23 protein-coding genes are annotated in these 24353 nt (G+C 43.0%); 4 read left to right on the forward strand and 19 right to left on the reverse strand.

Translation table 11 applies throughout. The annotated features are described in order from the left end of the window. Positions 1-8 precede the first annotated feature (8 nt). From mraZ to NSS87_RS23730, 11 genes are all read right to left on the reverse strand, one after another. The gene (mraZ, locus tag NSS87_RS23680; protein ID WP_036683674.1) at positions 9-446 is read right to left on the reverse strand and encodes a division/cell wall cluster transcriptional repressor MraZ; all 438 of its coding nucleotides are present in this window, start codon (positions 444-446) and stop codon (positions 9-11) included. Between the two features lie 364 nt (positions 447-810). After that, entirely contained in the window at positions 811-2082 is a 1272-nt protein-coding gene (locus NSS87_RS23685; RefSeq protein WP_188114736.1) for an adenosylhomocysteinase, read from the reverse strand. Positions 2083-2204: 122 nt separating this feature from the next. After that, positions 2205-3836, reverse strand: a complete 1632-nt coding sequence (gene bshC, locus NSS87_RS23690) for a bacillithiol biosynthesis cysteine-adding enzyme BshC (protein WP_339243134.1) — start codon at positions 3834-3836, stop codon at positions 2205-2207. 231 nt (positions 3837-4067) lie between these two features. Next, entirely contained in the window at positions 4068-4988 is a 921-nt protein-coding gene (locus NSS87_RS23695) for an ATP-binding cassette domain-containing protein (protein ID WP_042190873.1), read from the reverse strand. After that, positions 4985-5980, reverse strand: coding sequence for an ABC transporter ATP-binding protein (locus NSS87_RS23700; RefSeq protein ID WP_042190876.1), 996 nt, complete (start codon positions 5978-5980; stop codon positions 4985-4987). Before NSS87_RS23700 ends, NSS87_RS23695 begins: the two co-directional genes overlap by 4 nt. 11 nt (positions 5981-5991) lie before the next feature. Then, positions 5992-6906, reverse strand: a complete 915-nt coding sequence (locus tag NSS87_RS23705) for an ABC transporter permease (protein WP_042194363.1) — start codon at positions 6904-6906, stop codon at positions 5992-5994. Between the two features lie 33 nt (positions 6907-6939). Further along, positions 6940-7872, reverse strand: coding sequence for an ABC transporter permease (locus tag NSS87_RS23710; protein WP_042190878.1), 933 nt, complete (start codon positions 7870-7872; stop codon positions 6940-6942). 222 nt (positions 7873-8094) lie between these two features. Next, on the reverse strand, positions 8095-9804 hold the full coding sequence (locus NSS87_RS23715) for a peptide ABC transporter substrate-binding protein (protein WP_042190881.1): 1710 nt from the start codon (positions 9802-9804) through the stop codon (positions 8095-8097). A 151-nt stretch (positions 9805-9955) separates the two neighbouring features. Beyond that, positions 9956-10342: a DUF3397 domain-containing protein gene (locus NSS87_RS23720; RefSeq protein ID WP_042190883.1), complete on the reverse strand. Its 387-nt coding sequence runs from the start codon at positions 10340-10342 to the stop codon at positions 9956-9958. A 27-nt stretch (positions 10343-10369) separates the two neighbouring features. Continuing rightward, positions 10370-11326: a 2-dehydropantoate 2-reductase gene (locus NSS87_RS23725; RefSeq protein ID WP_339243139.1), complete on the reverse strand. Its 957-nt coding sequence runs from the start codon at positions 11324-11326 to the stop codon at positions 10370-10372. Between the two features lie 164 nt (positions 11327-11490). Continuing rightward, entirely contained in the window at positions 11491-12141 is a 651-nt protein-coding gene (locus tag NSS87_RS23730; protein WP_042130271.1) for an RsfA family transcriptional regulator, read from the reverse strand. Positions 12142-12486: 345 nt separating this feature from the next. Here NSS87_RS23730 and NSS87_RS23735 point away from each other — a divergent pair, with 345 nt between their 5' ends. Continuing rightward, positions 12487-12723, forward strand: coding sequence for a DUF2626 family protein (locus NSS87_RS23735; protein WP_042130273.1), 237 nt, complete (start codon positions 12487-12489; stop codon positions 12721-12723). 327 nt (positions 12724-13050) lie between these two features. Next, the gene (locus tag NSS87_RS23740; protein ID WP_231573333.1) at positions 13051-14178 is read left to right on the forward strand and encodes a hypothetical protein; all 1128 of its coding nucleotides are present in this window, start codon (positions 13051-13053) and stop codon (positions 14176-14178) included. On the opposite strand, the gene NSS87_RS23745 is transcribed toward NSS87_RS23740, so the two are convergent. Both NSS87_RS23745 and NSS87_RS23750 read right to left on the reverse strand, forming a co-directional pair. Next, positions 14170-15396 carry an extracellular solute-binding protein gene (locus NSS87_RS23745; RefSeq protein WP_339243142.1) on the reverse strand — a complete coding sequence of 409 codons (1227 nt, stop codon included), beginning with the start codon at positions 15394-15396 and terminating at the stop codon, positions 14170-14172. The genes NSS87_RS23740 and NSS87_RS23745 overlap by 9 nt on opposite strands. Before the next feature lie 387 nt (positions 15397-15783). Beyond that, positions 15784-17115: a PhoH family protein gene (locus tag NSS87_RS23750; protein ID WP_042190890.1), complete on the reverse strand. Its 1332-nt coding sequence runs from the start codon at positions 17113-17115 to the stop codon at positions 15784-15786. A 105-nt stretch (positions 17116-17220) separates the two neighbouring features. Here NSS87_RS23750 and NSS87_RS23755 point away from each other — a divergent pair, with 105 nt between their 5' ends. Next, positions 17221-17796, forward strand: a complete 576-nt coding sequence (locus NSS87_RS23755; RefSeq protein ID WP_042190892.1) for a YhcN/YlaJ family sporulation lipoprotein — start codon at positions 17221-17223, stop codon at positions 17794-17796. 29 nt (positions 17797-17825) lie between these two features. Here NSS87_RS23755 and NSS87_RS23760 read toward each other — a convergent pair whose 3' ends face one another. The 6 genes from NSS87_RS23760 to NSS87_RS23785 form a co-directional block, all read right to left on the reverse strand. After that, the gene (locus NSS87_RS23760; protein WP_042190894.1) at positions 17826-18278 is read right to left on the reverse strand and encodes a pyridoxamine 5'-phosphate oxidase family protein; all 453 of its coding nucleotides are present in this window, start codon (positions 18276-18278) and stop codon (positions 17826-17828) included. 101 nt (positions 18279-18379) lie between these two features. Beyond that, complete coding sequence (locus NSS87_RS23765) at positions 18380-19477, reverse strand: LCP family protein (RefSeq protein WP_042190896.1); 1098 nt, start codon at positions 19475-19477, stop codon at positions 18380-18382. An 83-nt stretch (positions 19478-19560) separates the two neighbouring features. Beyond that, positions 19561-19857, reverse strand: coding sequence for a YlaH-like family protein (locus NSS87_RS23770; RefSeq protein ID WP_042190898.1), 297 nt, complete (start codon positions 19855-19857; stop codon positions 19561-19563). Positions 19858-19982: 125 nt separating this feature from the next. Next, positions 19983-21824, reverse strand: coding sequence for a translational GTPase TypA (gene typA / locus NSS87_RS23775; protein WP_042190900.1), 1842 nt, complete (start codon positions 21822-21824; stop codon positions 19983-19985). 206 nt (positions 21825-22030) lie between these two features. Continuing rightward, the gene (locus NSS87_RS23780; RefSeq protein WP_042190902.1) at positions 22031-22540 is read right to left on the reverse strand and encodes a hypothetical protein; all 510 of its coding nucleotides are present in this window, start codon (positions 22538-22540) and stop codon (positions 22031-22033) included. 268 nt (positions 22541-22808) lie between these two features. After that, the gene (locus NSS87_RS23785; RefSeq protein ID WP_042190904.1) at positions 22809-23468 is read right to left on the reverse strand and encodes a TerC family protein; all 660 of its coding nucleotides are present in this window, start codon (positions 23466-23468) and stop codon (positions 22809-22811) included. Positions 23469-23641: 173 nt separating this feature from the next. Between NSS87_RS23785 and NSS87_RS23790 the strand changes: the two genes are divergently transcribed. Continuing rightward, complete coding sequence (locus NSS87_RS23790) at positions 23642-24334, forward strand: TerC family protein (RefSeq protein WP_042190906.1); 693 nt, start codon at positions 23642-23644, stop codon at positions 24332-24334. Positions 24335-24353 lie beyond the last annotated feature (19 nt).

Here is a 24353-nt window from a genome sequence, read left to right on the forward strand (position 1 = left end):
ATTGTGTTTTATAGATCAAAATTGAAATCCACCAATTTTTCGGCAATTTCGTTGAACGATTCCTCGGACTGTTCGAAGTACTGCTCCCATAGCTCTTTGTTCCAGATTTCCACCCGGTTCGAAACGCCCAGAATAACACAGTCTTTGTCCAGTTTGGCATACTGCCTTAAATTGGCCGGCAGATTTACCCTTCCCTGCTTATCCCATACACATTCTGTTGCGCCTGAGAAAAAAAAGCGACTGAATGCACGGGCATCTGATTTCATCAGTGAAAGGCTTTTTAGCTTTTGTTCCATGATTGCCCATTCTTCCATGGGATAAACAAATAGACACGAGTCTAGACCACGGGTCGTCACAAAGGAGGTTCCAAGCAATTCACGGAGTTTAGCCGGAATAATAATTCGGCCTTTGTCGTCAATGCTGTGTTGATACTCTCCCATGAACATCCTTTTTCCCACCCCTAATCCCCGAATCCCCACTTTACCCCACTTTTCACCACTTAAGCATAATAGATTCGCCATTAAAAATCAAAAACCTTTTTCTGGTGAAAGGAATTTTTTGCTAAATCAGATGGATCGTTGCCCAAAAAACATTTCGCCACAGAAAAAAGCCATACAATCGGAATCTTGTCCGCTGCATGGCTTTTCAAGCCTAAACGCCTTCGGCGTCCTTTTAAGGACGCCGAAGCGTTTAAGCGAGAAATATAAGGATAATGTATAGCGTAAAACTTATACTCTCTTATATTTTACAAAAGTTGCTTCAGTTCAAGGTACACTTGGTTAATATACTTTATTGTTGTGCGTTCCGTAATTAATCGTTCAGATTCCAGCTGTCCAAATAATCCACTTGTGCTGGAGTCAGACTATCAATGTTAATGCCCAGACTTTGCAGCTTGTAGCGTGCTACCTGCTCATCCAGCTCATAAGGAACATTCTCAACTTTTACGCCAATGCTCTTATAATTATCATTTACATATTTTAACGACAGCGCTTGTAGCGCAAAGGTCGTATCCATAATTTCGGCAGGGTGTCCATCCGCAGCACCCAGATTTACAAGTCTGCCTTCTGCAAGCAGATATAGTTTACGTCCGTCGCGAAGCTGGTACTCTTCGATATTTTTGCGAACAGTACGCTGAGATACGGATCTTTCAGACAATTCCGGCTTATTCACTTCAACGTCGAAATGGCCTGCATTGCACATGATTGCTCCATCCTTCATCACATCATAATGTTCACCGCGAATGACATAACGATTACCAGTTACTGTAACGAAGAAATCACCAACCTTAGCAGCTTCCAGCATAGGCATAACTTCGAAACCGTCCATATGTGCTTCAACAGCTTTAATAGCATCCACTTCTGTGACAACCACTTTTGCGCCCAAACCTTTGGCACGCATAGCAACACCTTTACCGCACCAGCCGTATCCGACAACAACTACGGTTTTGCCCGCAACAATCAGGTTGGTTGTTCGAATAATTCCATCCCATGCGGATTGGCCTGTGCCATAGCGGTTATCAAACAAATATTTGCAATAAGCATCATTTACTGCGACCATTGGGAACTTCAACACACCTTGCTTTTGAAGAGCTTTTAGACGAATGATGCCGGTTGTTGTTTCTTCAGCCCCCCCACGAATATTCTCCATTAGATCAGGACGCTCCGAATGCAGCAATGTAGCAAAATCCCCACCATCATCAATAATCAAATCCGGTTTACTTTCCAGCGCCTTGATATTAAGGGCTTTGAACTCTTCAGGTGACGGGTTGTATTTAGCAAATACGGTAATTCCGTCCTCTACAAGCGCCGCACATACATCATCCTGTGTAGACAGTGGATTCGACCCAGTAATAGTTACTTCTGCACCGCCTGCTTTGACTACCTTCGCCAGATAAGCGGTTTTAGCTTCCAAATGAAGCGTAATAGATACTTTTAGTCCTTTGAATGGCTGCTCAGCTTCGAACTGCTCACGGATACGGTTCAATACCGGCATATGTTGACGAACCCAGTCGATTTTCAAATGACCTTCGGGTGCGAGTGACATATCAGCCACGATACTATTTTGTTTTGATGAACTCATAATGAAACCTCCTAAAAGTTTTATGGAGCGATACTTCTATGTTTTACTTCGCAGTAAAACTCGCTTCGTAAGCATAATCCAAGTTTTGTGAGCGTTACTTCTTTGTTTTATGGAGCAATACTTCTCTACATATAAATGATTCGATGCGTCCCACTATAATCCGGTTCAATAGCCATCAGCTCATCTAACCATGGAAGTCCGTAGCGGTTCAAGTAATACATGATATTGTACACTCTTTCTTGCAGTTTACCCAGTGGCATTAACGACAGCTCGATTCGCTCCCATTGACGGATTGCAGCTTCATTCTGTTTTGCCATTGCATCTTGGGCTTTCGCTTGTAAAAAAGTGATCTGATCTAAAATCTTATCTTTATTGTTATTCCCTAGTTTTAGCAGACCTGCCTGAATGGTTCCAAGCTGCTCAATCAGTGGTTCGTACATGGCAGAGAAAGTAGCTTTAGTTTCTTCGAAACGTTGTTCAATCCCCAGCTCATCCTGTGCAGCCAACCACTCATGTCTTTTACGATCTAGTCCCTGTCTTACGTCCTCAAAGCTTAGTTGATATTTATCCATATGCTTATGAAGCGTACCTTCCACCACTGTGAAAGACATTCTCGGGATGATCAGGGGCATTTGTCCCCCAATGATCTCAAACGCACGATGCGGAATGGCCCAATAAGCAATCTCACCTTGACCTAGCACCGTTGCTAGAACCGGCAACACATAATCCTGCATAAGCGGACGTGTCAGCACGTTGTTACTGAATAGTTCCGGATGAACCTTCACTTCCTCCAGTAGTTCATCCCGGGTGAACGATACCTGGCCCTTGCGATCGGCAAAAACGCCATCTTTCTTATGAAGCAATAATCGTACACCTTCATGTATATAAAAGAGGTTGGCATTGCCTGCCGTAACGTCAGCTTGAAGCTCATACCCAGCGTTCACGATATCAGAAGCAGAATTCATGTACGCTGTTTCCAGTGCATCATTCTGCATAATTAGCGAAGTAAAGAAAGGCTCTTCTAACTTACGAAGGTTAGGATCAGCAGAATCGAGCAGGATCAGACCAAATTTACCAAATAAAGAACCCATCAGCTTGGCAAAAGCATCCGTCATACTATCTGCTCTAAACGAAGAAGATCGAATAAATTCCATAATTTGCGGTTTAAAGTCACTATCTTGAAGTAGCGCATCCAGCTGTTCCACTACTTGCTGCCAGCTTTCATCTTCTACACGAATATTACTCACCGAGGAGCGTTTCTCCTCTGATTTCTCTATCTTAATCTTTGTAATCTCTTGTGTACGATTTAATACATACGTATGATTCACTTCATCCCAGTCATGATCCTCTCCTGCAATCCAGAATAATGGGATTATAGGTCGACCGAGCTGTTCTGCTGCTTCTTTTGCCGCCATAATGGTTGTCATTGCTTTATATACTACAAGTAGTGGTCCTGTGAATAATCCGCTTTGCTGTCCGCCAGTAACCACTAACGTTCCCGGCTGTTCTAAAAGTGCCAGGGAAGACATCACCGCATCATGTGAATTATGCTTTTCATTATATTGCCGTAGACATGCAGCAACTTGTGTCCGGTCTGCACGGAGACCCTCACTACGATCCAGCCATTCTGCCCGAATGCTTCTACTCTCTTTGCTTCGGAAATCCCCACCATACAAATGACTAACTTTTTCAAAATTTTCTATATAGTCGCGCGCGAGTGCAGATCCACCCGAGAGCGGTTCCTTAACAATATTCATTTGCTAGTGCCTCCAGTTCTACTGAGCAGTTATATGTAAATCCAAGTTCGTAAACTCTATATGATTGTATCCAAAGTCAGGGGCCGCGTCAAAAGAATTACATACCTGAAAAAAAGCAATGCAAGAGCAGCCGTTTTATTTTCTTATCCATTAAAATGATTATTAAATATCCCCACTACATACAAGAGGCGAGAGCATAACGCTCCCGCCTGTCTAATACTCGCTATAGATTTAAGCAAATTTTTTGCTTACCCAGTGTCCTTTGGATACTTCTACTAATTCAAAGTCACTATCATTGCTCTTTTCGTTAGCAGAATAAATAGGACTACCAAGCTCATCATGCAAGTGAATACGTTTCTTGTTCACTTCAATTTCCGGATCCGGAATTGGAATAGCTGACAAGAGAGATTTGGTATAAGGGTGGATAGGATTTGCATAAAGCTCTTCACTTTCCGCCAATTCTACCATTTTACCCAAGTACATAACTGCTACGCGATCACTGATATGTTTAACCATGGACAGATCATGCGCGATGAAAAGATAAGTCAATCCCAGACGATCTTGCAATTCTTTAAGCAAGTTTACGACCTGAGCCTGAATGGATACGTCAAGCGCGGAAATCGGCTCATCACAAACGATGAACTTAGGATTTACCGCTAACGAACGGGCAATCCCAATACGTTGGCGTTGTCCACCAGAGAATTCATGCGGATAACGAGTAGCGTGATCATGGTTAAGACCAACCATATCGAGCAGCTCTTCGATCCGTTTTTTACGTTCTGCACGACTGCCAGCCATTCCGTGAATGTCCAGTGCCTCGCCGATGATATCAGAAACCGTAAAACGCGGGTTAAGTGATGCGTACGGATCTTGGAAAATCATCTGCATGTCACGGCGCATTGCTTTCATTTTGTTAGAAGGCAATTTATAAATGTCTGTACCATTATATTTCACACTTCCGGCAGTTGGCTCATACAATCGAAGAATTGTACGTCCAGCAGTAGTCTTACCACAACCGGATTCTCCTACCATTCCAAGCGTCTCACCCTCACGGATGGAGAAGTTAATATTATCAACAGCCTTAAGAACCTTGCCTTGACCTACATTAAAATATTTCTTAAGACCTTCTACTTCTATTAGGTTCTTACTCAAGAGTACTGCACCTCCTTGGCCATCGAATGCAGATTCCAGCAACGCGCCATATGCGTTTCGCTGAATTCTGTGGCGCCGGGATCGATTTGTTCGCAAACATGCATTGCTTCATTGCAACGCGCGGTGAACGGACAGCCGATCGGCGGCTTGATCAGATCTGGCGGTGTGCCGATGATCGGAATGAGCGGCTCGCCCTTCTTTTGGTCCAGACGCGGCATCGAGCGCAGCAGACCTTTGGTATATGGATGCTGTGGATTCTTAAAGATTTCCCATCTTGTTCCAGTCTCCACAACTTCACCTGCATACATTACAATTACCCGATCACACATACCGGCAACGACGCCAAGATCATGGGTAATCAAAATGATGGAGGTACCTAGTTTTTGCTGCATCTCTCTCATAACTTCCATGATCTGCGCCTGAATGGTTACGTCAAGAGCCGTTGTAGGCTCGTCCGCTATGAGTAAAGCCGGACGGCAGGCTAGCGCGATTGCAATCATTACACGCTGGCGCATACCGCCTGAAAACTCGTGGGGATATTGGTTAAAGCGAGCCTCAGCATTTGTGATGCCAACTAATTTGAGCATCTCAATACCTTGCTTTTTCGCTTCGGCCGCTGACATTTTCTGATGTTTAATCAAAACTTCAGTGATCTGTTTGCCCACTTTGATGGTTGGGTTCAAAGAAGTCATCGGGTCTTGAAAAATCATGCCAATATCTTTACCGCGAATGGATTCCATTTCTTTCATGCTTTTGTCTAGCAAATTTTGTCCTTGGAAAATAATTTCTCCCTTTTTCACTTTAGAGGGTGGGGAAGGGATCAACCGCATAATCGATTGTGCAGTTACACTCTTACCGCTGCCGGACTCGCCGACGATGGCAACCGTTTCACCTTTGCCAATTTCAAAATTCATACCACGGACAGCTTGCACTTCTCCGCCTTTAACAAAAAACGAAACATGCAAATCTTTGACTTGTAAAATAGGTTCCATCCATACCCCTCCTATTTTTTCAGCTTAGGATCAAGCGCGTCACGAAGACCATCACCGAAAATGTTGAAAGAAAGCATGGTTAAACTGATCAGAATGGCAGGGAACAGGAAGCGCCATGGATAGTACAACCAACCGGTGAGTGAATCGTTAATCATAGATCCAAGTGAAGCGATAGGAGCTTGTACACCAAGACCCAAGAAGCTTAGGAAAGCCTCTGCAAAAATTGCATTTGGTACAGAAAGTGTAATCGTTACAATAATCGGACCCACTGCGTTCGGCAGAAGGTGTTTGAACAACAGTCTCGCAGAACCTGCACCCATGGAACGGGAAGCCAATACGAACTCGCGATTCTTGAGCTGCATAATTTCACCGCGTACAATCCACGACATCGTAATCCAACCCGTAATGGTTAAGGCCAGGATGATGGTACCAAGACTTGGTTCAAGCACAACCAAAAGCAAAATTACAACAAGCAGATAAGGAATGGAGTACAAAATTTCAGAGAATTTGTTCATGATATTATCTACACGGCCGCCGAAGAAGCCCATAATACCTCCATAGATAACACCGATAAACAAGTCGATGGCTGCCGCAGCTAGACCAACGATCAAGGAGATCCGTGCTCCGTACCAAGTACGAACGAAAATATCACGTCCAAGATCATCCGTTCCAAACCAGTGATCGGAGGAAGGGGGCTTATTGGTATTCATCAAGTCATTGGAGTAATAGTTATATTTCGAGAATAAGGGAGCGATAATCGCTGCAAGCACGATCAAGCCTAGAATCCCAAGCGCTGTCATCGCCATTTTGTTTTGACGCAACCGTTGCCAAGAATCTTTCCAGGCAGAGAGACTCTCCCGCTGAATAACCTCGGCTTCTTTTTCATCTACACCGACTTTTTGAAAATCTTCCGGTTTTAGATTCATGTTCTTTAACAAGTTATTATCAGATGCCACTCTTTAGCCCTCCTTTCCTCCACTTAATTTCATACGTGGGTCAATCAATACATAAGCAATATCAGTAATGAAACGGGCCACCATAAGTAGTACACCATAGAAAATGGTTATCCCCATAATAACGGTATAGTCACGGACACCAATCGCTTCCACGAACTGTTTACCAATACCCCCAACACCAAAGATCTGCTCGATAACAACCGAACCAGTTACGATGTTAGCTGTCATAGGTCCCATGTAAGTAACAACCGGCAGGATACCATTACGAAGTACGTGACGGCTTAGAATAGCCATCCAGCTTAATCCCTTAGCCTTAGCCGTTTTGATATAATCCGCATTCAAAACTTCAAGCATACTTGAACGTGTCAAGCGCGCTATAAATGCTATTGGCTGTGCCGAGAGCGCTGCTACAGGAAGGAAATAATAGATTGGTCCTTTAAAACCTGAAACCGGTACCCAACCCAATTTGAAAGCGAACACATACTGTAATAATGACGCGACTACAAAGCTCGGAACCGCAATCCCCAGAACTGCCAACACCATCGCGGCGCTGTCAAGAAACTTTCTGTGATAGAGTGCCGCTAACATGCCGAGAAGAACCCCAACAATAACCGCCACAACAATTGCGACGAGTCCCAGCTTCAGCGACGCTGAAAAGGTTTGACCGATCAAATGTGATACATCTTGATTCAGGCGTTTCATGGATACACCCAGATCACCTTGGATAATATCACCTAAATACTTAAAATACTGATGAGAGAGCGGCTTGTCCAGACCATATTGCTCCATCAAACGCGCTTTAATTTCTGGCGGTACTTTTTTCTCAGAAGTAAACGGATCCCCTGGAATAGCTTTCATCAAGAAAAAAGTTGCTGAAATCAGTACAAATAATGAAACCAACATATAGAAGAATTTATTTGCGACATAACGAACCATCCCCATCACACCTCCTCCGACAATTTTTTTGAGAGCATTATATTGATTTTATGAAAAAAACGGATTTTTGTCCATTTTCTAAATATGTTATAAATAACAATAAATAACAAATAGACGGAAATACAAAAAAAAGGGATATATATGGAGTTCCACATATATATCCCGAAGTATTGTGTTACTTCAGTCAACTAACTATTCTGTTTAAATTACATGAGCTAAATCTTAGTGCTCAAGCAAGTATCCACGAGTCAAGTCAATTGCACCACTGAAGTCAAGAGTAACACCTTTGAGGTACTCTTTAGTCAGGGAGTTGTTAGTGTAGTAGTACAAAGGAATCAATACTTGATCTTGCTCGATGAGCAATTTCTCAGCTGCTGCAAACTTGTCTTGACGTACTTTCAAGTCAGTACTTGCTTTAGCTTCGCTGATCAATTTATCATACTCAGGGTTAGCGTAACCAGTATCATTGTTACCGCCACCTGTTACCCACATATCAAGGAAAGTCATTGGATCATTGTAATCCGCAGTCCAACCAGCACGTGCAACTTGGTAGTTCAGGTTTTGACGGTTTTCAATAAATACAGCCCACTCTTGGTTAACGGTTTGCACGTCGATACCAAGATTGTTTTTCCACATATCAGCAATCGCCAAAGCGATTTTCTTGTGACCTTCACTTGTGTTGTAAGTCAAAGAGAATGTAGGCAGTTTATCCATACCTTCTTCTTTCAGACCTTCAGCAAGCAAAGTTTTAGCTTGTTCTAGATCTTCAGTGAAATAGCTATCTTTAACTGCTGTACGGTATTCACCATCAGCACCAGCGATACCCGGAGGTACATAACCGAATGCTGGGAATTGTCCACCTTGTACTACATTGTCAATCAAAGCTTGACGGTTAATCGACATTGCAAGAGCTTTACGGATTTTAGCGTTTGTGAAAGGTTTTTCAGTGATATTGAATTCGTAGTAGTATACGGAAGCAATACCTTTACGGCTGAATTCTTTAGGAAGTTCTTTTTGCACGATTGGAATTTGTTCTGATGGAATTTCACCAGTTGGTCCACCGGCACGATCGTATTCACCGTTCTTGTAGCTGAGCAGTTCAGTTGCACCGCTGTTTACAAGGGAGAAGTCGATTTTGTTAAGTTTAATGGAATCTTTATCCCAGTATTTATCGTTTTTAGTTACAACAAGTGTTTGACCTGTAGTCCACTCAGTAAGAGTGAAAGCACCGTTAACGATCATAGTATCTTTGCTTGTTGCCCATTTTGGATTACTCTCAATGGATTTGTGTACAGGGTAATAAGTGTAGAAGGAAAGCAATCCAAGGAAGTAAGGAGTTGGGGCTTCAAGAGTAACTTCGAGAGTTTTCTCATCAACCGCTTTGACACCTACTTGACTGAAATCGGTAATTTCCTTGTTGTAGAACTTTTGAGCATTTTTGATGTAGTACAATTGATAAGCGTAAGGTGCAGCGGATGCAGCAGCAGGATCGAGCACGCGTTTCCAAGCGCGAACGAAGTCTTCTGTTGTTACAGGATCGCCATTACTCCATTGTGAATCACGGAGTTTGAAAGTATATACCAGACCGTCAGCGGAAACATCCCAGCTTTCAGCAACACCTGGTTCAGCTTGACCAGATTCAGCATTCATGCGAGTCAGACCTTCGTACATTGTTGTCAGGACAGTGTGAGCTTGGCTATCTTGAGCCAATCCTGGGTCAAATGTTGGAGGCTCAGAGCTTAGGTTGATTCTCAGTGTTTGGTCCGCAGCCAATTTCTCTTCTGTAGCCGCATTACCAGTTCCCGTGTTACCAGTGTTACCAGCATTACCTTTATTGCCGCTGTTTGCGTTGTTTCCGCCGCAGCCAGCAAGCACTGTGCCGATAACAAGTACTAATGCAAGCATTAGCAATAGACTTTTACTCTTCTTCATCTAGCAGTTCCCCCTAAATAGAATGTGGTATATGGTTTATGATTATACAACCAGTGGTCAAAAAAATCTAGTGGTATGTTTTCAGAAAATTCTTTTTTTATTAAAACTTTAAACTTTTGTGACGTTGCCGCTTCACCGGAGCAGTGGAACATTACATCGCTTGTGATATGTACTTAATTAGCCCTACAAACATAAATAATAAATATCCGACGCTCATAAAAAAGAAGGAAAGTCTCCAAACTGCCCGAAATAACCGCTTCCCATCTACTTTTCCTTTCAGTCGATTCTGAGCGCCTCCAATCAATCCAGTGGATATTAATACAATAAGTAGTATAAGATAAAACCCAAAACCGTTATTAAACAAGTTGTTAAATAATGCGGAGACCGATAATAATAAAAAAAATGTAGTCACGTCCATAGCGAGCATAAAAGTTTTCTTTTTATCTTTTTTTAACCCTCTTCCAATGAAATAAACAATTAAAAACGGTATTATTGGAATCAAACTTAAAGTACCGACCGAATTCATCAGCAATCCCATAGCTTCACCTCTCCTCCGAGATCATACCTATATTCCCTCAACTAATTGGCAGATCAAGCGATGTAAAGGAACCAATGTTCCAGTGCGTTCTGCCATTTCTACAAGACTTCCATTGATCCAATGAATTTCTGTGCTTCTTGAAGCTAGAACATCTGCCAGCATGGACGAAGTATTGCCAGCCGTTGTCCTGCACACTTTAAGAATGTTATCCCACGCATCATGATCATAAGTAATTCCGAAGGCATCATATACCATAGTAGCTTCTCTAAAAAGTTCTTTCATTAACTGCAGGCGCTCTTCTGAAGCAAGCAGTTCACCATTTGGAATACGCCAAATCGCTGTGAGCGGATTAATAACGGCATTGATTAGGAGCTTCCGGTAAATCATGGTATCCACTTCATTCGACAAAAAGGCTGAGAATCCTGCCATAATGAGAACTTCTATTAAATAATTCACTTGTAAATCAGTATGTATACTATGGGCTTGTCCATCCTTTAAGCTCCATTTCCCTATCCATACCTCCCCCGCACCTGCATGAATGACCTCAGTTAAAGACTTTCGCTTCGCAGCTTCTGTTGTTACGGCAGCATATAAATTAGCTTTCGGCAGCAAGTTACTGAGCATCTCCATATGTCCAATGCCATTTTGAAAACAAATGATGTGTACCTGTTGTTCCCTAAGAGGGGCTAGAAATTCAGGTAAAACATTATGTAGTATGTCCTGTTTAACCGTTACTATGATCCAATCACTAGCCTCACGGAGATAGGCATCTGCAAATCCCTCTATTGGTGCGGACACAAATCGATCCCCCGAAATCGAAATTGGATCGCGCCCATCCTCATAGCTCACAGTTAAGCCCTCATCTTTTAATTTCCGGCACTGCTCTACCCCTCGACACCACAATCTCACTTCATTCCCGGACTGGGTCAGCCTCCCTGCCAAAAGCAGCCCAAGTGAACCCGCACCGATTATATCGATTTTCATCTGATCCTCCTGTTGATCTCAAGCGCAATTTTTCTAAGTATAGCCTTAATATACCAAGAAGAACCGCCGTTGTCGTCCTCCATAAATGACAATACAAAACCAAAACGCCCGCAAATGGCGCTAATAAAGCGAACCACTTACGGGTGTTTTAGTTTGCCTATCTTTTATTCAATACGTTCTAAATTTCCGTTCCCATCCATTTTGAAACGAGTCTTCATTTCTTCTTCTTCTTCGTTTAAGAAAGCTAGCCTACGCGCACGATCCATAATCTGAATTAAAGCTTTGTAATCATCATTGACTACCCGGTAGTCACTTTGAGCAAGATTAACCTCTTTTGACAACCGCTCATTCTCAGATCTTAATTCTGTTAATTCATCTTCCTTCTCGCGCAAATCTCTCTCCAGCATTTTCAGCTGGCGTCCTGCCTCCTGGATCGTACCTTTCCATTGTCTCAGGAAACGTATAACCGCATCAATGGATAATGTGTTTTCACTTAATCCTTCGCCTCGTCCGAATTCCTCATCGGTATCCCCGAGAATCAGACCCGCTACCTGCGCTCCTCTTACCGACGGTTGCTTTTTCAGGTAACTTCTCTTTTGACGTTGGCCTTTAGCGATTCCAATTGCACCTTCATAGCTTTTTCGAACACAGCTGTTCCAGCGGAATCCGCAAGCAGCCGACGTTCTGCCGATTTTCTCACCCACCTCTTCAAAAGCAGCAAGTTGTGTACTTCCCTCCCGAATGTGGCGCAAGGTTACTTCTGCCAGTATTAGATCATCTTCTGCACTCCAAGCATCCTGTCTAACGGCTGTCATCCAACCAAACCTCCTAACAACATCTTGAAATAACCATCTCCATAACCGACAGCTCTGCCGGGTAGTGAATAGGGATAAAAGCTGCTTACTCCATTTCTATGCTTCTCATAGAGTTCATAGAATCTATTTGATACTAAATTGTATTTCCATTATCTGCCCACATCATACGCTTTAAGTAATAAATTCTCTTTTTTCAAGCACTAATCACTTCAGTCAATTATAAAAATCACATTTTTTCAAGATTAGTGTATTTTTTTCAATGAATTCGTTTACACATTTTTACTGAACGGGTATAATAAGTCGAAGGAATATTCGTGAGATACATACTGGAAGGGGGACTCTCTCTTGGACCGCATGTTTCGGGTATTAGGTTTTTTTACATTGGCTATTGGATTGATGGCTTTCGCCGGAGGTCTGACAGAAATGGCCTTGCTTTTCTTTTTGCAAACCGCTTTTTTCGTAATTCTCGGTTATTTGAAGTTTACTGAAAAAACTTATGTCCTACTTTTCTGGGCATACATGATTTTGACTTTCACCGGTTTCAGCTATTGGACGATCTTTCAAATGGGTCTTCCACTATAAATTGCAGTACTCTCTTGAAGCGGATGAGGTCCTTATCTAATAAGGATCACTTCCGTTTTTTTGTTTATCAGTTAATATATTATATATGAGGTCCCCCAAATACCTGTGTACGCATTGAAGGATAGCCTCACTTTGTGGGGATTTTTTGTATGTATGCTATTTTAGAAGGGTTAAACATATTATTAGTACATACATATATCCATTCAGGAAGAACCGGTTTTGCCGTCTTTTACAGACAGTTTCCGTTTCTACGAGAAATAGAAGGATGATTTATGGAGTGAAACAGATAAATTCTTATCTTAAATTTCAAAAAAAGGTGGTGGTGTGGTGCGCTCCCGCAATGCCCAAAGCCGCATGATGGCAACCATACTAATTCTCTTCTGCTGTACATTGTTTCCGTTACAATCTACGATGTACCTGTCTGCCGATCCTAGCGGTTCTTTTTTCAATTCCTCTATACCAGATAATGAAGAAACCCGTAAACTTCTGGAGCAGACCTTATCTTCCGCAGAAATCGAACGGGAGATCATCAAGATTACAGCTGAACAAAAAGCGCTTGAAGAAAAGGTAGATTACCTAGAAGAGCAAGCTATCCAGAAAAAATCTGCCATCGCAAACCAACAAGAGCGTGCAGGCGCGGTCCTTCGTTCTTATTATATGGGGGATAGAGACGGTCTCTTGGCCGCATTTCTATCCGCGAAGAGCATTAGCAGATTTCTGGCACTATTTGATTATTATGAAATTATTATCGGAAATGACCGCAGCATTCTCACACAATACGAGGACCAATATAAGGATCTAAAGAAGACCCTCCAGACTGCACAGCGCAGCTCGAAGGATCTTGCACAGCTGCGAACCGCTCTGGAGGAACAGAAAATTAGGGTAGCCGCGCTCAATAAAGAAATTGAAGGCGGGATTAAAGACAGTAGTGATCCTGATAATATGAGCGCTCTACTTCAAGAATTCACATTATATTGGGAGAATATTGGTTTGCGCGAGGTAAAGACCTACTTCAAAGCATTGTCTTCCGCAATGAATAAATTACCGCAGTTTGTCCAGAATCGAGAGGGAGTTCTTACACGTAAGGGGATGACTTATGTTCTGAATCTGAAGGAAGAGGATTTAAACGAATTCCTTCAGTCCCAGAATAAGCTATTTAACGATTTCGCATTTCATTTTAATGACGGAACGATTACTGCCACAGGAAAAAGTGGTGCTTTAGCCCTTTCATTAACCGGTCACTACATCATACAGGAAGAACCCATCAACGGACTTATATTCCAAGTAGATCATGTTGTATTTAATGGTCTCGAATTACCTGACACCACTAGAAGAACACTTGAGGAGGAATTTGATTTAGGCTTTTACCCTGGAAAAATCGTTTCTTTCCTCCGCGCCACAGAAGTAGATAGTAAAGAAGGCGTCCTCCAAGTTAAACTTTCTATCTCATTCTAAGCCTTCCTTGATGAAATCTTTGTACCCGGCCGCATCCATTTTTCCTGTAAGCAGTAAGGATACTGCTTCAACAATCTTACTCCAGCCGCCTTGGAATTCGACCTCCGGGGCGGTTTCTTCTGTCAGTAATAATTCGACTCCAAAAGGAAGCCTATATTTGAAATCATGCTCTGAACGATATAGGACATCCAGTGCAGGCAAGCTTCCCGTGTTCTCCAGCCAATCCATTTGAGAATCCTCAGAAGTGATAAACGTCAGCCAATTCACGGCTTCCTTTGGATTTGGGGATTGAGCTGGAAGTGCAAAGGAACGGCTGTAATAAGATTCAAGTCCTCTCCCGTTACTTGCGGTCAGTGGTGCTTCAGCAACTAAAGACGAATTCCCATGTTTTTTCCACTCAGATAGCGGTAGAGCTGCAATAGCAACGCTTCCGCTCTGAATCATATCCCAAACATCTTTGTTATATCGACTGGTAAGGTAAAAATAACTGCGAGCATTCTGAGTCCAATTTATCACTTCTTGGTTATCCGATAGCAAGCTGCTGTTCATACTCTCCATAACAGCGGACAATCCATATGGATTACGTGTATCCATTGCGAGCAAATATTTTCCTTGCTCTTTAAGCACATTCTGAAGCAACGTGTTCCACTGTTCCAGACTTCTTGGTAAGGTAGTGAATCCCAGTTCCGCAAGACGCTGTGGTGAATAAACAAGTACATAAGGGTCAATATCCAGCGGCACTCCCCAATTATATCCGTTCCATTGCATCCATGGGATTAACTGAGTTAACGGTGCAGTTCCCGGAATGCTCTGATACACATCCACCGGCAATAAATATCCACGTGTAGCCCAGTCGAGAATACTTCGTCCATCCGCCATAACGATATCCGGGCTATCCCCGATGGTTAGATCATGCTTCAAAACTTCGTCTGCATCCTCGCTATCAATATTTCTTAATATTACCTTTACTCCACTTTCTAAAGTATAACGATTGCTTAAAAGCTCCAGTTCATTGAATTCCTCACTATTTAACGATACTGTTATGCGCAGGCTATCTATAGTTCCCTCTTCCCCTGAAGAGGGGTTTGTCGACTGACTTTGTGGTTTTTTCATAGGATGTGGGTCGTTATTGGTACTCAATTCCATACTGGGTGACAAGCTTGTCAGCGATAGTAGTAAAATTGCAAAAAGCAGCCAATAATTTTTGCGTTTCAGCACAATTCCCCACCTTCCCCATGATTCGTCACCCCTATTTTACCAAACCCGCCGCTGCTTGTCTTTAGAATGTGAAAACGTTCTCTTTCTATTATATAGGGGAAACGACGGAAGAGTTTATTCGTGCATAATTCTTTGGTGAGCGAAGGGCGCTCCGTGTGCGGATTATTCTTCCGATCGCTGTTGTCCCCAGATTTATTGATTATATATCTTATCGGTATAAATCTGAAGACAAAGGCGAGCGCTGTCGCTTCTCCAGAACAATTCCTCCCCCTCCGCTAACCGCTCTCCATTTATGTATCATAACCTACTAAATTCCTCCGCCGTTTCTGGGCGGGCAGGAAAAAGCCGGGAGTTTATGCTTCTCCCGGCTGAAAAGAGGATTGAAGGTTAGAGAAGATCCGCTGCCAATTGGGCCAAGCGGGAACGCTCGCCTTTTTCCAAAGTAATATGTCCGCTAATCCCTTGCTGCTTAAACTTCTCAACAATATAACTAAGTCCGTTACTCGCAGCATCCAAATATGGATGATCGATTTGCTCCGGATCCCCCATAAGAATCACTTTGCTTCCTTCACCCGCTCTGGAGACGATTGTCTTCACCTCATGACGGGAAAGGTTCTGAGCTTCATCAATAATAATGAACTGCGCAGGGATTGAACGGCCACGAATATAAGTTAAGGCTTCTACCTGTATGCTGCCTAAGCCCATTAAGATTTTATCTATATCGCCAGCTTTTTTGGTGTCGAACAGAAACTCCAGATTATCATAAATAGGCTGCATCCAGGGTCTGAGCTTCTCATCCTTCTCTCCGGGTAAATAACCAATGTCTTTACCCATAGGAACTACTGGACGAGCAATAAGCAGTTTTTTGTATTTATGCTCATCCTCAACTTTGAATAGTCCGGCAGCAAGCGCCAATAATGTCTTCCCTGTACCAGCCTTACCCGTAATGGTTACAAGCGGGATTTCATCATTGAGAAGCAGCTCCAATGCCATTCGTTGCTGAGCATTTCGGGCGCTGATCCCCCAAACTGAATCATTGCCCAGATAAAGCGGCTCCAGACGGGTCGCATCACTATTCACTTTGAGAAGAGCTGATTTGCCCGTGCCTATCTCATCCTTGAGGATCACAAATTCATGTGGGTACAAGGGATATGACAACCCGAGCTGTTTAACTGTTAAAGAGCGGTGACTGTAATATTCATCAATCAATGCCGGATGTACCTGCAGAGATTGGTAACCAGTGTAAAGTTCATTTAAATCTCCAGTGCGATCTGACAAGTAATCCTCTGGCGTAATTCCTAGCACATCCGCTTTAATACGAACCAGCACATCCTTACTCACAAGCACTACGGGACGCGGATCAGGCTTCTCTTTCTCTTCGATTAAATAGTTGAGAGCTACAGCCAAAATCCGATTGTCGTTAGATACCTCACCAAACATTTCCTGTACCTTCACAAAACTGCGATGGTTAAGTTCTACCTTCAGCTTGCCTCCATGCTCCAGCTCCACACCACTATGCAAATGACCTAGCTCACGAAGTCCATCGAGCAATCGGGAAACCGTGCGGGCATTTCGACCGATTTCGTCAGCGTTGCGCTTTTTGGAGTCGATTTCTTCCAGCACAACCGCCGGAATAACCACCTCATGCTCCTTGAAAGAGAAAATCGAATTGGGGTCGTGCAAAAGCACGTTGGTATCTAGCACAAATATCTTGTTCATATTATCCCCTCCACAGCGCCTGGTTTGATTGATCATACATAACTCTTTCCGCCAAGGGAAAAGATAAGGTACAGAAACGATCTTGGCTGAAAGGAGTAATCACATATGAGAAAATCAATGTGTCTGTTGCTGGTACTGCTGCTATTGACAAGCTGCGGTATCGCTAATAAAAAGACATCACCCTCTCCTCAGAATAAACAATCTGCGAATGCTGTAAAGGGTACGGGAAACCATGAGGTTCGGCAATTGGCCAACGATGGTGCAACTAATCCTAAGGCCACCTCAAAAGCTGGTCACACCGTCAGTGTTAAGGGCGAAAGTGAAATTGCACTTAAGGACCATTTTGAACAGTTGGCCAAAAGAGTTCCTGGTGTGAATGGTGCACACTGTGTAGTCATGAACAAGGTAGCCATTGTAGGTCTTGACGTAGAAGGTTCTCTAGACCGATCACGTGTTGGAAGCATTAAATATTCTGTAGCGGAAGCTATCCGCAAAGACCCTAGAAGCGTACGTGCACTTGTCACTGCCGATATGGATCTCTCCAGCCGCTTAGCGGACATGAGCCGTCACATCTCTCAAGGACATCCAATTTCCGGATTCTCATCCGAACTGGCTGATATCATCGGTCGAATCATGCCGCAGCTGCCAGAGGATACTAAGCCGATTAAAAATGCACAGTAGAGGACAAAAAAAGCCCAGTGATATTCTCACTAGGCTTTTTTCATGGCAGCAAATACTTGTCCGTCCAGCTTCTCAGCGGCACGTCCATCATAAACCTTTGCATATCTTGGGGCGGATTCAAGCTGCGCCCCATAAAAAAGCGCGTTACGCACCGCCATAATTTCAACATCAAAGCAGCACATCTTGAAAGGTACATCCTGAAGTGGATCCTGCTTTACAACGGCATTGCCGTTAATAGCATAGACAGTGCCCTCACCGAACACAGTGACGGTTACTAACGGGTTGACCTTCATGTTGTTCACGAGTCTGGAACGATGATCTACAGCCAGACGCACAGTACTAGGACTAACTGCATAAATCCACGAAATGGCCGTGGACGTTGGACCTCCTGATTCCGCATCAACTGTGTTGAGAAGAACAAAAGTTTCCGATTGCAGCATCGATAACAAGGTTTCGTTCAGCTGAGCAACGGCTTCGGACATAAGTACTGGCCCCCTATGCGGCGTAAATTCATTCAATTTATTATATTATAGCACAGGCTGAAACTTGCATTCAATTTTAGGGCGAAGTGTTATTAAGGATTTTAAGGCGCCTCAGTGGATTCTGAAGTGGAATTAGCAGAAACTCCTGCTAATCGATCCTGCAAGCTTTTCTTGGCAGCCTCAAGCTCCTCATCATTAATATATACATACGGACTTCGCCACGTTCCAGTCACGGGCTTGAATTCGATATCATCTTTGGAAATCTTCCAATAAGTCGCAATCATATCTTTAATCTGCGAATTTTCGATATCAGTCTTCATATTACTATCCACTGCGTCAAGTACCTTGCCTATTTTTAATACTCCACCAAGCGATTGCATCTGATCCACCAGTGAATGAAGGACCTCATTCTGACGTTTGTTCCGATCAAAATCGTCTGAACCCTTAGTCTTAGGCTTGCAATTAGATTTACGGTATCGCACATAATCTAGCGCTTTATCTCCATCAAGCTCCGCCGGACCTTTTTTCAAATTGATATTCGTACCGTCGACGCTGTCTGTATAACACATATTATCGCTAATGTTGACTTTGACTCCACCAAGCTCGTCCACCACATCGCGGAAGCCTTGAAAATCCAGAATCGTTGTATAATCTACGTCAATATCTAGATATTTCCCCATCATTGTCTTCATCTCATCTTCTGCCAAAATACCAGAAGAATCTTCTTTCCCCTTAAAGCGAGCATAGAATTCGTTAATCTTCGTTTGCTTGTATCCATTGAGCTCAACTAAGGTATCGCGCGGAAGAGAGACAATGGTTGCTGATTTTGTCTTAGGATTAAGCGCTGCAACCATAATAACATCTGTCAATCTAGATTGATGTTTTGGTCTATTATCCGTACCCAGGATAAGCATCGTCAGTGGTTTTTCTGTAGCCGAATGTCCTGGGGCAACCGTTCCTTTACTACCTGCATTAAAGACCCCATTTTCAAGTTTCCAATACAGATAGCCCCCGTAGCCCAATACGCCAAGAATCGCAATAATGAGTAAGGTTAACAGGATTCTAACTAATCTGCCAAAAAAGCCTCTCTTTTGCGGTTTCTTCTTTTTTTTCTTAGGAGCACCCTTCACAGGCTGTTTTCTATTATTCGGTTGTTGACCACTTGCTCGTGGAGGTAAACTGCTGTTTCGTGTACTCATAGTAGAATAAAGTCCTCTTCATTTCATTTGGAATTAAAATTGCTACACTTAAATAGACGTTGCATAAGCAGTAAAAGTTTCGATTACTGTCTTTTTGCTGCAGCTGCAGCCTTTCTCTTCTGTCGAGCTTCTACGATATAACGTATCCGTACCATCAGCATTAATCCGACGGCGACCAGCAGACACTGAATGATCGGTAGCTTATCATGTTGAAAAATGAGGAGCATGCCGGAGCCGATTGCCATCATTATGTACAGCATAATCTCTTTGCCAATCGATAACTTTTGATTCACACGAAATACCTGATTATACACAAATGTAAGCAATATAAAAATAACAATATAAGCGACGATTGGATGCTCAGCAAACCAGACTTGCATAGATACCGCACTCCTCCCAAATTTAAGATACGTTTACATTATATCATCAGTAAGGGAAGTTTTTGTTATAAAAAAAACCGCCGAAAGTTAAACCTCCGACGGCTCTTTACTATAATAAGCTGATCTTACGCGTTTGCTTGTGCCATTTTACGTTGCTTCTCTACACGTTCGCGTTCGCCTTTGTTCAGAATCTTTTTGCGCAAGCGAATGGATTTAGGTGTGATTTCACAATATTCATCATCATTCAAATATTCAAGTGCGCCTTCCAAAGAGAAGGTACGTGGTGTCTTCATTTTTACAGTATCGTCCTTACCTGAGGTACGCATGTTGGTAAGTGCTTTTTCTCTACAGATGTTAACGATAATATCGTTATCACGGGTATGCTCGCCTACGATCATACCTTCATAAATTTCTGTACCTGCATCCAAGAAGAGAATACCACGATCCTCAACGCCCACTATTCCATATTGTGTTGTTGATCCAGTCTCACTGGCTACAAGCACACCTTGATGACGTCCGCCAACTTGACCAGCAACCAGTGGAGCGTAGCTGTCAAAAGCATGGTTCATAACGCCGTAACCACGTGTCAAAGTCAAGAAGTAAGTGTTGTAACCAATCAAACCACGTGCAGGAATCAGGAACTCCAGACGTACTTGACCCGTACCGTTGTTAATCATGTTGACCATTTCGGCTTTGCGAGTGCCCAGACTTTCCATAACAGAGCCCATGCTTTCTTCAGGAATGTCAATCATAAGACGCTCAAGTGGCTCCGATTTAACACCATCGATTTCTTTAATGATTACTTGTGGTTTAGAAACTTGCATTTCATAACCTTCACGACGCATATTCTCGATCAGAATACCAAGGTGAAGCTCACCGCGTCCAGAAACGATAAATGCATCAGGACTATCCGTTTCATCCACACGCAAACTCACATCTGTCTCAAGTTCTTTAAAGAGACGCTCACGCAGTTTACGAGAAGTTACCCATTTACCTTCTTTACCAGCAAAAGGACTGTTATTCACAAGGAAAGTCATTTGCATCGTAGGCTCGTCGATCTTAAGAACAGGCAGTGCTTCTGGATTCGCTGGATCAGCAATGGTCTCACCAATGTTAATGTCCTTGATCCCTGCGATAGCAACGATATCCCCTGCGCCCGCTTCTTCTGTTTCAATACGTTTTAAACCTTGGAACCCGAACAATTTCTCAATACGTGCGGTTTTACTCTTACCGTCACGCATAATTACAGTTACAGATTGACCTTGTTTGATCACACCGCGGTTTACACGGCCAATAGCAATACGACCCAAGTATTCGTTATAATCCATCAACGTTACGAGGAATTGAAGCGGGTCTTCTACACTTTCAGTTGGAGCTGGGATATGCTCAACGATTGTTTCGTAAAGTGAAAGCATTGTCTCATCTTGCTTCTCAGGAACCATGCTTGATGTACCATTAAGAGCAGATGCATAGACAACCGGGAATTCCAATTGTTCGTCATTTGCTTCAAGTTCGATGAACAAATCGAGCACTTCATCAATAACTTCCTTAGGACGAGCAGCTGGACGGTCAATCTTGTTCACGACAACGATCGGTGTAAGTTTTTGTTCCAATGCTTTACGCAGAACGAATTTCGTTTGCGGCATGCAGCCTTCATAAGCATCAACAACCAGCAATACACCGTCAACCATTTTCATAATCCGTTCTACTTCGCCACCGAAGTCAGCGTGTCCAGGTGTATCCACAATATTGATCAAAAACTCTTTATAAGTAATTGCTGTATTTTTAGCTAGGATTGTAATTCCGCGTTCCCGCTCGATATCGTTAGAGTCCATAGCGCGTTCTTGTACGTGTTCGTGTGCGCTGAAGATCCCCGATTGCTGAAGAAGCTGATCGACGAGTGTTGTTTTGCCATGGTCAACGTGGGCAATGATCGCAATGTTGCGAATATCTTTTCTTGAATGCATGATTTGTATCCAAATCCTCTCATTTATCAAATTAAAACTGTTAAAATTCTTAGCATGTCACGGCAGTCTCACAAAAGAAGCGCCAGGCAGAAAGCCGACGCTTCAACATAACATTAATATTATAGTGAAAGCACTATGAAAAGCAAGTCTTTTTATGAAAAAAACAGTTGGCAAATTCCGTTTTTTTTCACAAGATCCAACATTAATTAACTTCGATACCATCTATTTCGGCCACGAGTTCTACCCCGACCTGTAATCAGCCAAATTCCTGCCACGATGAATACAATACCAATTAGATAGATCACACCCGTACCCATAAGACTGAAAATACAAAGCGCTATGCTTAGAACGCCTAATATTACAGCAATTGCAGATAGTCCCCCTGACCGTCTTGGAGAATTTATGGAATATTCATACAGACCTACGGCAATGCCGAGCAGAAGCACAGGCCATAAATATTTCATAAGCCCCCATCCCCATATATTGCAAAGACCAAACAATAAACCATATACCGTTAATATTCCCGCGGGAATCAATACTGTTGCCGAAGCGCGGCGGCTAAAAAATAACATATGTAGAACCAATCCTGGAAGTAAAATCACTAGCGGCCAAAGGGCTCGTCCCAAAAATCCGAAGACCCCCAGCTTACCGAATAAAATCAAGACGCCCGCAGCTACAATGAATATACCTAGTCTCATGTCATTCTTGGAAGACATCCTTCACCCATCCCTTCAAATTCACGTCTACCTCATTACCTTGCCGTCTCATACCCAGAAAACGACAGGATTCTTATTCATATATTATCTGAAACATACACAAAATGCCATCACTGACCATGCAAAATATCCCCACAAAGTGGCGCTTTGCTTCGATGCGTACTCAGGTACTTTGCGGGGCCCCAAATATATACTTTCTGATACGCAAAAAAAGGACGATTCCAATTTATGGAGATGTCCTTGTAGTATTGCCTTTTATTGCAATTTATTAACCTACTGATGTTGTTCTTCGTTTAATTGCTCCAGTAACAACTACTAATATTCCTAAAGCGATCGGCAGTATGGAATGCGTGGATGGGAGCAAAAAGGAGAGCATTGTCCCTAATTTTGCATCCTGAAGCATCATATCACCTGCTGTAAAGGCTAAAATATAAGCGCCTATAAATACGAGTATCGGAAATCTATGCAGCCACCCCACAATGAGACCACTTCCCCATACTACAATCGGAATGCTGAGCGCAATCCCGATGACAATTAAAGCCAAATCCCCTTTGGCTAGACCGGCAATTGCCAGGACATTATCAAGACTCATAATAAAATCAGCCACGAGAATCGTTCGGATGGATTTCCATACGGAGGATGTTTCCGCGACTCTAAGGTCCTCCTCTTCTTCCAGCAGCAGCTTGAACGCAATCCATAGCAGCAGAATTCCTCCTCCAGCCTGGATATAAGGGATTTTCAACAGTAATACTGCGACAAAAGTAAGCAAGCAGCGCAGAATAACAGCTCCCGCAGCTCCCCACCATACCGCAATCTTCCGGTGCTTCTCCGGAAGGTCCTTACTGGCCATCGCGATGACCATAGCATTATCTCCACTCAGCACAAGATTGATCATCAATATTTCACCAAGGAGCAATAATGATTCCATTCGCTTTTACCTCCCCGAATCACATGTAACTACATGTATGTTCGGAAGTGACAAGCTATGCTTCCTGTCCAACTTTTTTTTGAGGATGAAAGCATGTATGCCCCTTTTTTTGCGTATACAAAACTAAGCATATCTTCGTGCTCATCTTAACTAACTTTAGGGGTGACTATGCCTTGAATACATCCATATGGGAGTTTGTATTATCACTGCTCAATATTATTTTTCTAGATCTCATTCTGGCGGGAGACAATGCCATAGTCATCGGACTTGCTGCGCGTAATTTGCCGAACAGCACTCAAAAAAAAGCAATTGTGCTTGGAACAGCAGGTGCCGTCGTATTACGGATTTTCGCAACGGTTCTGGTCGTATGGTTATTAAAAATCCCTTGGTTACTGCTGGCAGGCGGGATTTTACTTATTCTAATTGCCTATAAGCTGTTAACAGATGAGAACAATTCAACGAATATCAAGGCTGGTCAAAGCTTAGGGGCCGCTGTGGGTACAATCATTCTAGCCGATGCTGCGATGGGGCTGGATAATGTCATCGCCATTGCGGGAGTCGCTAAGCACAATATCTCTCTAGTTGTCATAGGACTGTTAATCAGCGTTCCAATTGTGGTCTGGGGAAGCACTCTCTTTATTAAATTAATCAACAAATATCCATGGATTATTTATATTGGCTCAGCAGTCCTAGGGTTTACAGCCTCAAGCATGATTACAGATGAGCAGCAGCTATCCCCATTTTTTGAGCAGCATCCACTATTGAGAGCTCTGTTTATATTTGTGATCATTGTTGGCATCTTAATTGGAGGACACTGGAGACGCCAATCAAGCCATAATAATTCAAAAAAGCTGCCTCAACCGTAGATGTTGCTACGAATGAGAC

The sequence above is a fragment of the Paenibacillus sp. FSL F4-0243 genome (assembly GCF_037963295.1).
Taxonomy (GTDB): domain Bacteria; phylum Bacillota; class Bacilli; order Paenibacillales; family Paenibacillaceae; genus Paenibacillus_AQ.